The organism is Vibrio sp. 10N.261.51.A4, from assembly GCF_041471945.1.
In the GTDB taxonomy this organism is placed as follows: Bacteria; Pseudomonadota; Gammaproteobacteria; order Enterobacterales; family Vibrionaceae; genus Vibrio; species Vibrio crassostreae_C.
Window position 1 is genome coordinate 43152 of sequence record NZ_JBFRPJ010000051.1, and the last position, 13916, is coordinate 57067.

The 13916-nt window shown below is 44.4% G+C and carries 9 protein-coding genes; 6 read left to right on the forward strand and 3 right to left on the reverse strand.

The window, feature by feature from the left end; translation table 11 throughout:
- Positions 1-5: 5 nt before the first annotated feature.
- The 4 genes from AB4384_RS11900 to AB4384_RS11915 all read left to right on the forward strand — a co-directional run bounded on the left by AB4384_RS11900 (position 6) and on the right by AB4384_RS11915 (position 6526).
- On the forward strand, positions 6-1814 hold the full coding sequence (locus AB4384_RS11900; RefSeq protein WP_372129603.1) for a long-chain fatty acid--CoA ligase: 1809 nt from the start codon (positions 6-8) through the stop codon (positions 1812-1814).
- Positions 1815-2275: 461 nt separating this feature from the next.
- Positions 2276-4033: an acetolactate synthase 3 large subunit gene (locus AB4384_RS11905; RefSeq protein WP_017062926.1), complete on the forward strand. Its 1758-nt coding sequence runs from the start codon at positions 2276-2278 to the stop codon at positions 4031-4033.
- 1 nt (position 4034) lies between these two features.
- Positions 4035-4529, forward strand: coding sequence for an acetolactate synthase small subunit (ilvN, locus tag AB4384_RS11910; protein WP_008219984.1), 495 nt, complete (start codon positions 4035-4037; stop codon positions 4527-4529).
- 113 nt (positions 4530-4642) lie between these two features.
- Positions 4643-6526 (forward strand): diguanylate cyclase, encoded by a 1884-nt coding sequence (locus AB4384_RS11915; protein WP_017068819.1) that lies wholly within the window; start codon positions 4643-4645, stop codon positions 6524-6526.
- Between the two features lie 582 nt (positions 6527-7108).
- Here the strand turns inward: AB4384_RS11915 and AB4384_RS11920 are convergent.
- Both AB4384_RS11920 and pykF read right to left on the reverse strand, forming a co-directional pair.
- Positions 7109-7780, reverse strand: coding sequence for a GntR family transcriptional regulator (locus tag AB4384_RS11920; RefSeq protein WP_080582236.1), 672 nt, complete (start codon positions 7778-7780; stop codon positions 7109-7111).
- A 176-nt stretch (positions 7781-7956) separates the two neighbouring features.
- Positions 7957-9369: a pyruvate kinase PykF gene (gene pykF, locus AB4384_RS11925; protein WP_017061403.1), complete on the reverse strand. Its 1413-nt coding sequence runs from the start codon at positions 9367-9369 to the stop codon at positions 7957-7959.
- 429 nt (positions 9370-9798) lie between these two features.
- Here pykF and AB4384_RS11930 point away from each other — a divergent pair, with 429 nt between their 5' ends.
- The gene (locus AB4384_RS11930) at positions 9799-10569 is read left to right on the forward strand and encodes a DeoR/GlpR family DNA-binding transcription regulator (RefSeq protein WP_372129604.1); all 771 of its coding nucleotides are present in this window, start codon (positions 9799-9801) and stop codon (positions 10567-10569) included.
- A 107-nt stretch (positions 10570-10676) separates the two neighbouring features.
- Positions 10677-12509, forward strand: a complete 1833-nt coding sequence (gene glmS, locus AB4384_RS11935; protein WP_372129605.1) for a glutamine--fructose-6-phosphate transaminase (isomerizing) — start codon at positions 10677-10679, stop codon at positions 12507-12509.
- Between the two features lie 102 nt (positions 12510-12611).
- Here the strand turns inward: glmS and AB4384_RS11940 are convergent, their stop codons facing one another.
- The gene (locus AB4384_RS11940; protein ID WP_372129606.1) at positions 12612-13880 is read right to left on the reverse strand and encodes an O-acetylhomoserine aminocarboxypropyltransferase/cysteine synthase family protein; all 1269 of its coding nucleotides are present in this window, start codon (positions 13878-13880) and stop codon (positions 12612-12614) included.
- Positions 13881-13916: the final 36 nt, after the last annotated feature.

Consider the following 13916-nt stretch of genomic DNA (forward strand, 5'->3'; position numbering starts at 1 on the left):
AAGAGATGGCCAATTTAGATTTTCATATCGTAAAAAGACTTCGTGACCAAATTGCCCAAGGCGGCAACCGTACAGCTTTGAAGCACAAAGTAGACAATGTATGGCAAGGCATTAGCTGGGAACAGTTTGGACAACAAATCGATACGCTTTCATTAGCACTATTGGCTCAGGGACTGAGAGTTCAAGATAAGATCGGTATCTATTCAAATAATATGCCTCAATGGACCGTGGCAGATTTTGCATCTTTACAAGCTCGTCTTGTGACTGTGCCGATTTATCCAACCAACACAGCAGCACAGTCGTCTTACATCATCCAAAATGCGGATGTGAAGATCTTATTCGTTGGTGAGCAAGTTCAATTTGACGCGGCGGTGAGCCTATTCGAAGAGTGTGAACAGCTAGAAGTGGTTGTCGCGATGTCTGATGATATCGATCTTCAAGGCCATAGCTTTGCGGTATCTTGGGCTGATTTCATGGCGCGCGGTGTTGAAGCTCAGCAAGCTGAACTTGATGCTCGTCTTGCAGATGCAAGCATGGACGACTTACTGACTCTTATCTATACCTCTGGTACTACTGGCCAGCCGAAAGGCGTAATGCTTGATTACACCAATATTGGCTATCAATTAGAAGGCCACGATGAGCGTCTAAGTTTAAGCAAAGACGATGTCTCATTGTGTTTCTTACCGTTATCACACGTATTTGAGCGTGCGTGGACGTTCTACGTTCTCTATAAAGGCGCAACCAACTGTTACTTGCAAGATACCATGCAGGTGCGTGACGCGCTGAGCGACGTGAAGCCAACCGTAATGTGTGCGGTTCCACGTTTCTACGAGAAGATTTTCTCTGCGATTCACGAGAAGGTATCTAAAGCACCATTTATTCGTAAAGTGCTATTTACTTGGGCGGTGAACATGGGAGCAAAGCTTTCAGTTTGTCACCAAGAAGGTCGTACTCCATCGTTGATGCTGAAGAAGAGCCATGCGCTAGCTGATAAGCTTGTGCTATCTAAACTGCGCGCTCTACTCGGCGGTAACATCAACTTCATGCCATGTGGTGGCGCGAAGCTTGATGAGATGATTGGTCGTTTCTTCCATGCTATCGGCATCAACGTAAAACTTGGCTACGGCATGACAGAAACCACGGCAACAGTATCTTGTTGGGATGATCGCTGTTTTAACCCTGATTCGATTGGTATGTCGATGCCGGGCGCAGAAGTAAAAATTGGTGCTAAGGACGAGATTCTTGTTCGCGGTCCAATGGTGATGCGTGGCTACTACAAGATGCCAGAAGAGACAGCTAAGACATTCGATGAGCACGGTTTCTTGAAAACCGGTGATGCGGGTCATTTTGATGAAAATGGTAACCTGTTCATTACTGATCGTATCAAAGAGCTGATGAAAACTTCTGGTGGTAAGTATATTGCCCCGCAAGTGGTTGAAGGTGCGATTGGTAAAGATCACTTTATCGAACAGATTGCTGTTATCGCTGATACACGCAAATTCGTTTCTGCGCTGATTGTTCCTTGTTATGACTCGCTAGAAGAGTACGCCAAAGAGCTTAATATCAAGTATCACGATCGCGTTGAGCTTGTTAAGCATCACCAAATCGTCGAGATGCTAGAAAAGCGTGTGAATGACCTACAGCAAGAACTGGCTAAGTTTGAGCAAGTGAAGAAATTCAAACTGCTACCAAAAGCATTTTCTATGGATGATGGTGAACTGACACCAACTCAAAAATTGCGTCGTAAAGTTATCAGCGATAAGTATCAAGACGAAATCGAAGAAATGTACAACGAAAAGCCGAAAGATAAGTAGTTTTCTGCTTAGATAAATTTTCAGTTGTTTAAAAATCCCCCTACGAATGTGATTGCATTTTTAGGGGGATTTTTTGTATCTAATGACACAGCACAATGTGCGAAAGCGCACACCAGCAGACTCGCTGTTTATCGATAAATAGTGATCTATTGAAATATTAAGTGCTTTTTTTTGTTCGTTAACTAGTGTTTAAGCCTAGTGTGGGGGTCTGGGTTGGGTTTTATTTAATGCTTTGAGCTAATAGTTGGTTTTTTGGCACAGTTGCCGAATAACAGGTGTTAGACCAGATGATAATAAAGCGTTAAAGTTGTTTCGTATTACTGTTTGTTGTTATCACGACAGACAGCCATAGCCGAAAAAGTGGAAGTATTTCGAATTAGGCTACGAATAAGCCCTAGACTATGAAAAAACCAGCCCAACATGTTCACCAAATATGATTGGAAACTGGTGAGGAGAGCAATATGACAACAAAACCTGAAACAGCCATGTCATCCGGCGCTGAAATGTTATCCGGCGCTGAGATGGTGGTGCAGTCTCTAATTGAAGAGGGTGTAGAACAAATCTTTGGTTACCCAGGTGGTTCTGTACTTGATATCTACGATGCGTTGCATGCTAAAACTGCTGAAATTAAACACGTATTAGTGCGACACGAACAAGCCGCTACCCACATGGCAGATGGCTATACTCGTTCTACCGGTAAACCGGGTGTAGTACTTGTGTGTTCTGGTCCAGGTGCGACCAATACCGTTACTGGTATTGCAACCGCCTACATGGACTCAATCCCAATGATTGTTATTTCTGGTAACGTACCAAATAACCTCATTGGTAATGACGCCTTCCAAGAGTGTGACATCGTGGGTGTATCACGCCCGATCGTTAAACACAGCTTCTTAGTTAAGAAAGCGGAAGATATCCCTGAAGTCGTTAAAAAAGCATTCTATATTTCAACGACAGGGCGTCCCGGTCCTGTGGTTATTGATCTGCCGAAAGATATCTTAAACCCACAAATCAAGCTTCCTTATGAATACCCAGAAACGCTCAAAATGCGTTCGTATAACCCAACGGTTACGGGTCATAAAGGTCAGATCAAAAAGGCGCTAAAAGCCCTTCTTGAAGCGAAGAAGCCGGTACTTTATGTCGGTGGTGGTGCGGTTATTTCTGAGGCAGATAAGCCGCTGTTAAAATTAGCAGAGGCACTGAATTTACCTGTGGTAAGCACCCTAATGGGGCTTGGCGCTTTCCCTGGCACCCATAAGAACTCTTTGGGTATGTTAGGCATGCATGGTTTATATGAAGCCAATATGGCGATGCACAATGCGGATTTGATCTTTGGTATTGGCGTACGTTTCGATGATCGAACGACTAATAACCTAGATAAGTACTGCCCTGATGCGAAGATCATGCACATTGATATCGACCCATCTTCGATCTCTAAGAACGTAAAAGTGGATCTACCGATTGTAGGTTCTGCTGAAAAGGTTCTAGAGAGCATGGTGAACTTGCTCGTTGAGCAAGGCGGCACTAACGATGCAGAAGCGATTGAAAGCTGGTGGAGTGAAATCAAGCAGTGGCAAGAGCGTGACTGCCTAGCTTACGAGAAATCGTCTGAGCGCATCAAACCACAGCAAGTAATTGAAACACTGCATAAAGTAACCAATGGCGATGCCTATGTTGCTTCTGACGTAGGTCAACACCAAATGTTTGCTGCTTTATACTACCCGTTTAACAAGCCACGTCGTTGGATTAACTCTGGTGGTCTAGGCACGATGGGCTTTGGCCTGCCTGCTGGTATGGGCGTTAAGTTTGCTAAGCCAGATGAAGAGGTGGTTGTGGTAACCGGTGACGGCAGCATTCAAATGAATATCCAAGAGCTGTCGACTGCGCTGCAATACAATATCCCGGTTAAGATTATTAACCTTAACAACCGTTTCCTAGGCATGGTAAAACAGTGGCAAGACATTGTTTATCAAGGCCGTTACTCTAACTCATATATGGACTCTGTTCCTGATTTTGCTGCTATCGCTGAGGCTTATGGCCACGTTGGTATGCGCATTTCATCTCCGGATGAATTGGAATCAGGTTTGGAAAAAGCACTGGCGATGAAAGACCGTTTGGTATTTGTCGATATTAGTGTGGATGACACCGAGCACGTATACCCAATGCAGATCAAAGGCGAGGGTATGGATAACATGTGGCTAAGCAAAACGGAGAGAACATAATATGAGACACATTATTTCACTACTAATGGAAAACCAACCTGGTGCGCTTTCTCGTGTGGTTGGCTTGTTTTCTCAACGTGGCTACAACATCGAGTCTTTGAACGTATCTCCAACCGATGATCCGACGCTGTCTCGTTTGAACGTCACTACTAACTCGAGCGAAATGCAGCTTGAGCAGATTCAGAAACAGCTACATAAGCTAATCGACGTACTTAAAGTACAAGAAGTGTCTGAGCTTGAGCATATTGAACGTGAGCTGTTGATGGTAAAAGTACGTGCGAGCGGCTTCGCTCGTGCGGAAGTGAAGCGCACAGCGGATATCTTCCGTGGTCAGATTGTTGATGTCACGGCTTCTCAATATACGGTTCAAATGGCGGGTACTAGCGAGAAACTGGATGCCTTCATTCAGGCACTGTCTGAAGTGACGGAAGTGCTTGAAGTTGCTCGAAGTGGTGTTGTTGGCATCGCACGAGGCGAACGTGCGTTGAAAGCCTAGACGATAAGTCTTTAAAAAATAACTTAAAAGCCGCTTTTTTAAGCGGCTTTTATTTTGTTAATTTTATAGAGTGCTATAATCCCGCGCTGCACTTCCATTCATCTGAGTTAGCAATGCGAAATAAAAAATCAATAATTACATTGCTGATTATCTCTATCATATTGTCTTCTGCAGTATGTCTGTATTATTTGCAGCGCTACAAAGAAGTAAAACAGCAGAGCTTTGACTACTCAGCTAAGCAAGCCGTTCATCAGTTAGTGTATGCCAAGCGAGATTATGATCTTCTCAAGACTCAGTTAGTCTCGGTCATGGAGCTACTCAGTCATAGCCAGAGCTTGGTTAACTTTGCTTCCTCTCCCTCAGACCAAACCAAACATCTACTTGAAGAGGTCTGGCAATCTGTTCTCGTGAACCAGAAGTGGTATACACAAATCCATCTGTTAGATGTCACTGGCAAAGAATTGGTGCGTGTTAACTATTCCTCTGATACCGGTAGAGTGACGTTTCCTCAACAGCTGCAAGATAGGTCGGATTCTAACTACTTCCAATACGCTCAAAAACTAGAAGCCGAACAGATTGGCGGTTGGGGTATTGAGCTTGAAACTGAGCATGGTGAAGTCACCTTCCCTTATTCGCCGGTAATCCGTGTCTTTACCCCAGTAGAAACCCCTGACGAAAGAGTAGGCTACCTCGTCATCAATCTTGATGTATGGGGCTTATCGTCGCGTCTGAGCTTTTCACCAGATAACGATCTTAGAGCAGAAGTTCTCAATGACGCGGGTTACTTCATCGCGAGTAACAACAGCGGTAAGTTGTTCGGAGACTCTATTCCTGAAAGAAAAGGCTATAACCTGAAAAATATCGCGCCGAAGACGTGGGATGCTATCTCCAATGATCAGGTGGGGTACGTTTTTGAAGATGGTAATTTGTTTGCCTTTAACACGGTTATGCTCGCGAACAGTCAAAAGGTCCATTTACTGATTCAACTTAATCAAAAGCAACTGATGGATCGGGCTGAGCGTGATCTAGATGATTTGGCCCATGAAGAGATCATTGTTCTGATTACGGTGCTGATATTCGCTTTCCCGTTTGCTTACCTGGTGACGCACTGCCGACGCCGAAGCCTAGAGAGTAAATTGGCACGCGCCGCATTGAATGGTATGTCGGCAGTGATGATCTCTGACAAGCAGCACCGCACAATGATGATCAACAACGAATTTGAGAACATGACTGGGTACTGCAAAAAACAGGTGATCGGTCAAAATGCATTGCAGTTGCTGCTTGAGAATACCGACCAAGTGCTCTCAAGCTCGGCTATTTGGAGTCATTTAGAGCAAGAAGAAGTATGGGAAGGGGAGGTTCAGTGTAAGAACAAGCTGCGTATTCCTTTTACTGCGATCATGCGAGTGCATGCGGTCAAAAACAATTCAGGCAAAGTCAGTTACTACATCACCTCGTTGGTTGATATTTCCGTAAGGAAGGAGCTTGAGGTACGTTTGAGGATTTTAAGTGAACGTGACTCTTTGAGTAATCTCTGGAACCGACGAAAATTCGAAGAGCAGCTGGCCTACTATTCTCGCTTAGTTGAGCGTTACCCGATCGAAGCGACCACCTGCTTAGCCTTGGTGGACATCGATAACTTCAAGCGAATCAATGATGAGCTTGGCCACGACGAAGGTGACCGTGTGATCGCTGGTGTTGCTAAACTTCTGCAAGATAGCCTTCGTGGGACGGACTTTGTTGCACGTGTCGGAGGAGAAGAGTTTGCACTCTTGATGCCACACACGTCTCTGCCAGAAGCAAAGCGCGTATTGGATCGCTTGCGAATAGAGATTGAACTGGCAGCCGGAACTAAGGTAACGGTGAGTGTTGGCTTTACTGATTTAACAAGTAACAGTACTCGCTCATACAAGTGTGCCGATGTTGCGCTTTACGAATCTAAATCGTCTGGTCGTAATACGGTCTCTATGTGTCCTAGCTACGATGATGTCGCTTAGGTTCGCTTCTATCTAGTCCTGTCTTCTATTTCCTTCACCTCTTCAAGTCGCGGCCCGACTCCTTTTTCCTTCCCCTCTTTTTATTAGGAATCTCACTTTTGAGCGACCTATGTCACAAAATCTATACAGTTAGACTAAAGTCTAATGCTGGTGGAAATTTGAGCTAAAATGAACAATAAGTAAACTACCTTGCTTCAGATTACATCGTGCTTAACGGTGTAATAAATAGAGTGTTTACCAGATGTAAAAGGATGACACCGTTAACTTAATTCAACTGATTAGCTAGCCTTTTCAATGGTTTGAAAGGCAGCAGTAGAATTAGGTTAGCTGGAGCAAGAGTTTGGGGATCATACAGTCTGGTTAAAAGAGGCGTGGTATGTTTGTCGATTTTTTAGTGAGGTTAACCATAGGCACATTAGCCATTCTTGGCTTTCAATTGAGTGCTTTGTATTTTTTACCTATGGTTGTGCTACTCAATACTCATCACAAAGAGTTTTTTGGGTGGTAGTTCAGTCGTAATACTGGAAACAAAAAACGGAGCCATTGGGCTCCGTTTTTATTTGGTTAGAAGCTACTTTAGCGTTATGCCGCTTCGATAACTTCTTCAATTCGTTTCATTGAACCTAGCAGGTGTTGATCAAGCAGTTCAGTCGCTTGTTCTACATTCTTAGACAGTACTAGTTTCATGATCATTTCGTGTTCATCAATATTGAACAGATCATCTGATGCGCTTTCTGCAGACATAGCGAGGAAGCGGTAACGTTTCACTTGGTTAATTAGGTCATCAAAGAACTTAAACATGTTCTCTGAATCTGCACCTTCAAGCAGTGCGACATGGAATTGCTGGTGGCGCTCTTCCCATTCTACACAGTCAAACTCTTCAGATACGTACTGTACTCGCGATAGTTTATGGTAAGACGTTAGTACATCCAGTTCCCAGCTCTCATCACCTGCTGCAATCGCTTTTTTAAGCAGAACCGATGATACAACACGAAGGCTTTCGTATAGGTCATTCAGTTCTTTCTTTGATACAGGAGATACCCAGCAGCCTTTTTGTGGCTCTAGCTTTACGTATTTGCTCCAAGATAACTGTACCAAGGCTTCGCGAATAGGGGATGCGCCAACGTTGTAGCGTGCTTTTAGATCAGCAACAACAAGCTTTTGGCCTGGGGTTAACTCACCATTAAGAATATCTTGGCGAATCATCTTTGATACTTTGTCAGTGAGCGTAGGACTAGACATTACAAACCTCATCTATATATGATTTCTAGTCTGCTAATCCGTCTCTTAGAAAGAGTCAGTTGGAGGTTAACAGTACGTAGTTCTATTGTGATTGATAATACAGCGTACTGAAAAGTTAGGCAAGATTTTGTTTCATAAAAAAAGAGGGCCGAAGCCCTCTTTTATATTTTATGCGAATCGGTTCATTCTTATAGAACGTGAACAGATGCCGTGTTTGTAGTACCAGAAGCTACTAGAGCACCAGAAACCATAACTACGATGTCGCCTTTGTTACCTAGGCCAGATTGTAGAGCGATTTCTTTACCGTTGATGTAGAACGCGTCTGTGTTCTCGATAGAGTCAACAAGAACTGGCTTAACACCTTTAGTAAGAACTAGCTGTGCAGCTGTCTTTTCGTTAGTTGTTAGAGCTAGGATGTTTGCAGTTGGGAAGTACTTACGTACTGAACGTGCAGATTTACCGCCTTCAGTTGCAACAACGATTAGAGGAGCAGCTAGCTTCTCTGCTGTGTCTACAGCGCCTTTACATACTGCTTCAGTGATACGTAGACGTGGGCTGTCTAGACGAGAACCTAGCTCAGCTTTAAGAGCTGAATCAGTACGGTTCGCGATTTGAGCCATGATAGTAACAGCTTCAACTGGGTACTTACCTTTAGCAGTTTCACCAGAAAGCATTACTGCATCAGTACCATCCATGATTGCGTTCGCAACGTCACCCGCTTCAGCACGAGTTGGACGTGGGTTGCTGATCATAGAGTCAAGCATTTGAGTTGCAGTGATAACCATCTTACGTGCACGGTTACACTTCTCGATCATCATCTTCTGAGCGAAGATTACTTCTTCAGCTGGGATTTCAACACCTAGGTCACCACGAGCAACCATGATGCCGTCAGAAGCTTCAAGGATTGAATCGAAGTTATCTACACCTTCTTGGTTTTCAATCTTAGAAATGATGTGGATGTTCTCGCCGCCGTTAGCGTTTAGAAGCTCACGGATTTCTTTAACGTCTTCTTCTTTACGGATGAAAGAAGCAGCAACGAAATCTACGCCTTGCTCACAACCAAACTTAAGGTCAGCTTTGTCTTTCTCAGAAAGAGCAGGAAGTTGAACAGAAACGCCAGGAAGGTTAACACCTTTGTTTTCGCCTAGAGCACCGTTGTTAAGAACTTTACACTTAACTTCAGTTTCTGTTGTTGCGATAACTTCCATTTCGATTAGGCCGTCATCAACAAGGATAGTGTTACCTGCTGTTAGGTCTTTAGCGAAACCTAGGTAAGTTACTGCTACTACGTCTTTGTTACCAACAACTGTTGCGTCAGTTGTGAAAGTGAACTCTTGACCAGCTACTAGATCTACGTCGTTACCATCTTCAAGTTTGATAGTACGGATTTCTGGACCTTTAGTATCTAGAAGGATAGCAAGTTGCTCACCTTTGTTTTCCATTACTTTACGGAAGTTCGCGATACGAGTGCCGTGCTCTGCGAAATCACCGTGAGAGAAGTTAAGACGCATAACGTTCATGCCAGCATCTACTAGTTCAGTTAGCTTCTCTACAGATTCAGTTTTAGGGCCAATCGTACATACGATTTTGGTCTTTTTCATGGAAGGTACTCTCCGGTAAGTATTGTTACAATTTGAAATTTATTTAAGTTCTGAAGATTGGTCCGCTACATCAACATTTTGTGCCTGTTGTGTAAAAGCGCGGGACTTCCAATATGTCCTTCAGAGTTGTAAGTCTTTCATCAATTTTAGTCATTTTATGACTAAAAGATTTTGATTCAATATCGGTTTTCTGTGACTTACCCCACTATATAGGGGGTAAGTTGCAAAAAAATAACAGTCAGTTTTGTAATTTTTTTTCTTTTCGGGTGCGGATTCTACCACCTAATGAGTTCAATATCACTGCTTAACAATTGTCTTAGGACAAGGTTTTATCGCTATTTATTAATTTTTTGGATCAAAATAAATAGACTAAATAGTTTCGTTGTAACTATAATATGTTTCACATCGAAACTTAGTGGCCTTTTTTAAATGTCGAAACGAAACACCCAACTCAGAAGACATGCAATTTCTAACCTAGTGAATGAAAAAGGGGAGGTTAGTGTTGATGAATTATCCGTTAAGTTCGAAACCTCAGAAGTCACTATTAGAAAGGACTTGGCGTCTTTAGAGAAAAACGGTCAGCTTTTACGCCGTTATGGTGGTGCGATTTCGTTACCGAAAGAGGTTGTCAACGAAGAGCTGGGTCAACAAGTTTCGACTCGAAAGATTTCATTGGCAAAAGCCGCTGCAGATTTAATTCGCGACCATAACCGCATCGTGATCGATAGTGGCAGTACGACCGGTGCTCTAATTCAGCAGCTTAATGCTAAGCGTGGCTTGGTTGTTATGACCAACTCATTGCACGTTGCTAATGCGCTTAATGAGCTTGAAAGCGAGCCGACGTTATTAATGACTGGCGGCACTTGGGATACCCATTCGGACTCTTTCCAAGGCAAAGTTGCAGAGTCGGTACTTCGTGCTTACGATTTTGACCAACTATTTATTGGGGCTGATGGTATCGACCTCGATAGAGGCACAACCACGTTTAACGAACTGGTTGGCCTGAGCAAAGTAATGGCTGAAGTGTCACGAGAAGTGATCGTGATGGTTGAGTCGGAAAAGGTGGGACGAAAGATCCCGAACTTAGAGCTGGCATGGGAACACATTGACATCTTAATTACCGATACAGACTTAGGCGAAGAATCCAAAGCAAGTATCGAATCACATGATGTTCGAGTGATCCTGACCGATCCAGCGTAAAAACAAATTTAAGTATTATGCATTTACCTTCCTATAATTGATCTTAATGAAGATTTGGCCTTTGCTTGCTGCCAATAGGAATAAAACAAAATTGATGGAGTGAAACTATGTGTGGAATTGTTGGTGCAGTAGCACAGCGTGATGTAGCTGAAATTTTAGTAGAAGGCCTTCGTCGTCTAGAATACCGTGGCTACGATTCAGCTGGTGTCGCTGTAGTCGATACTGAATCTAACCTAACTCGTGTACGCCGCCTAGGTAAAGTACAAGAGCTAGCTGACGCAGTAGAAGAGCAACAAGTGATTGGTGGTACAGGTATCGCTCATACACGTTGGGCGACACACGGTGAGCCGTCTGAAGCGAACGCACACCCACACATGTCTGGTGATATTGCCGTTGTACACAATGGCATTATCGAAAACCACGAAGCACTGCGCGCTATGCTGCAAGAGCGTGGTTACGTATTTACTTCACAAACGGATACAGAAGTTATTGCTCACTTAGTTGAGTGGGAACTTCGCACTTCAGCTTCTTTGGTTGAAGCGCTACAGAAAACAGCAAAACAATTAGACGGTGCGTACGGCACGGTTGCGGTTGATCGTAAAGATCCTAGCCGTATCGTTGTAGCTCGTTCTGGTAGCCCGATCGTTATCGGTTTTGGTGTCGGCGAGAACTTCCTTGCTTCTGATCAACTGGCGCTACTGAGCGTAACTCGTCGCTTCATGTACCTAGAAGAAGGTGATGTTGCTGAGGTAACTCGTCGTGATGTTACGGTATTTGATGTAGCGGGTGAGCGTGTTGAGCGTGAAATCGTTGATTCAAACGCTGAACACGACGCAGGTGACAAAGGTCAATACCGCCACTTCATGCAGAAAGAGATCTTCGAGCAGCCAACAGCGCTGATCAATACAATGGAAGGCCGTATCTCTGACACTTCGGTTATCACTAACGCGATCGGCGTTAAAGCTGAAGAGATCCTAAGCAAGGTTGAACACGTGCAGATCATCGCATGTGGTACGTCTTACAACTCAGGCATGGCAGCGCGTTACTGGTTTGAATCTCTAGCTGGCGTAAGCTGTGACGTAGAGATTGCTTCTGAATTCCGTTACCGTGATTTCGTTGTTCGTCCGAACAGCCTATTGGTGACTCTGTCTCAATCTGGTGAAACGGCGGATACGCTTGCTGCACTTCGTCTTGCAAAAGAGAAGGGTTATATGTCTGCAATGACTATCTGTAACGTTGCGGGTTCTTCACTGGTTCGTGAATCTGATTTTGCCTTCATGACTCGCGCAGGAACAGAGATCGGTGTTGCTTCTACTAAAGCTTTCACAACTCAACTAGCAGCGATGCTGATGATGGTAACGTCAATTGGTCGTCTACAAGGTCGTATCAATGAAGAAAAAGAAGCGGAAATCGTTCAAGCACTTCACCAACTGCCTGCTGATATCGAGAAAGCATTAGCGTTCGATAAAGAAATTGAAGCACTGGCACCTGATTTTGCTGATAAGCATCACACACTGTTCTTGGGTCGTGGTGAGTTCTACCCAATCGCGATGGAAGCGTCTCTTAAACTGAAAGAGATCTCTTACATCCACGCAGAAGCATACGCAGCTGGTGAGCTTAAGCACGGTCCTTTGGCTCTTATCGATGCAGATATGCCTGTAGTCGTTATTGCACCAAGCAACGACTTGCTAGAGAAGCTGAAATCGAACGTTGAAGAAGTGCGTGCTCGTGGCGGTCTACTTTACGTATTCGCTGATGAAGATGCGGGCTTTGAAAGCGATGAGAACATGAAGATCATCAAGATGCCTCACGTAAGTGAAGTAACAGCGCCTATCTACTACACAGTACCGATGCAGCTGCTGTCTTACCATGTCGCACTAATAAAAGGTACCGACGTTGACCAACCTCGTAACCTAGCGAAAGCGGTAACAGTTGAGTAATCGACAGCTTACCTAAGATATAGATAATAAGAAGCCCATCCTGTGATGGGCTTTTTTATGTCTGTTAGTTAACGATCAGTGTTAGAGCTAGCTGTAGCGTCATTAAGCGCTCAGTGCTTGCTCTAGGTCAGCCAAGATATCGTCAATGTGCTCGATACCTACTGATAGGCGAATCATCTCCGGTGATACACCGGCTTGTTTCTGTTCAGCTTCGCTTAGTTGACGGTGTGTCGTCGAAGCTGGGTGACAAGCGAGAGATTTCGCATCGCCAATGTTAACTAAGCGCTTGAAGATTTGCAGTGCATCATAGAAGCGAACACCGGCTTCATAACCGTCTTTTAAACCAAAAGATAGAATGGCCGATGGCTTGCCTTGCATGTACTTTTCAGCGAGTGGATAGAATTCTGAATCAGGCAGGCCAGCGTAACTTACCCAGCTGATTTTCTCGTGTTGCTTGAGGTATTCCGCTACTTTCAAGGCGTTCTCTGTGTGTCGCTCCATGCGCAGCGACAAGGTCTCCAAACCTTGCATCAACATGAAAGCATTCATTGGTGACAGTGCTGCACCTGTATTACGCAGGGGAACCGTTCTAGCACGACCAATAAACGCAGCCTCACCAAATGCCTCGGTATAAACCACGCCATGATAAGAAGGCTCTGGCTGATTAAATACAGGGAAGCGGTCTTTGTGTTGTGTCCATGGGAATTTGCCTGAGTCGACAATCACGCCACCTAACGTTGTACCGTGACCACCCACGTATTTAGTTAGTGAGTGCACCACGATGTCAGCACCAAAATCGATAGGTTTACACAGCACAGGTGTCGCCACCGTATTATCAACAATCACAGGTACACCTTGTGCGTGAGCAAGTTCTGCAACACGTTCTAAGTCGATAATATTACCTGCTGGGTTACCAATACTTTCACAGTAAACCGCCTTGGTTTTTTCATCGATCAGTGCCGCTAAGCTTTCTGGTTTATCGTCTTTAGCAAAACGAACTTCTATCCCTTGGTTTGGCAGCATATGAGCAAATAGGGTGTAAGTACCACCGTAAAGCTGAGGCGTTGAAACAATGTTGTCACCGATTTGCGCCAACGTCTGAATCGCGTAGTTGATCGCAGCACTGCCCGCACTTACCACTAAGCCTGCAATCCCCCCTTCTAAGGCTGCCATGCGTTTTTCTAACACATCATTGGTTGGATTCATTATCCGTGTGTAGATATTACCTGGCACCGCAAGGTTAAACAGGTCGGCGCCATGTTGTGCGTCATCGAATTCGTAAGCGACGGTTTGGTAAATAGGTGTGGCAACCGATTTGGTTGTTGGATCAGTTTCGTAGCCGAAGTGAATCGAGAGTGTTTCGTCTTTCATGTTTCTTCCCTGAACTATTGAATGATTTGTGTACAC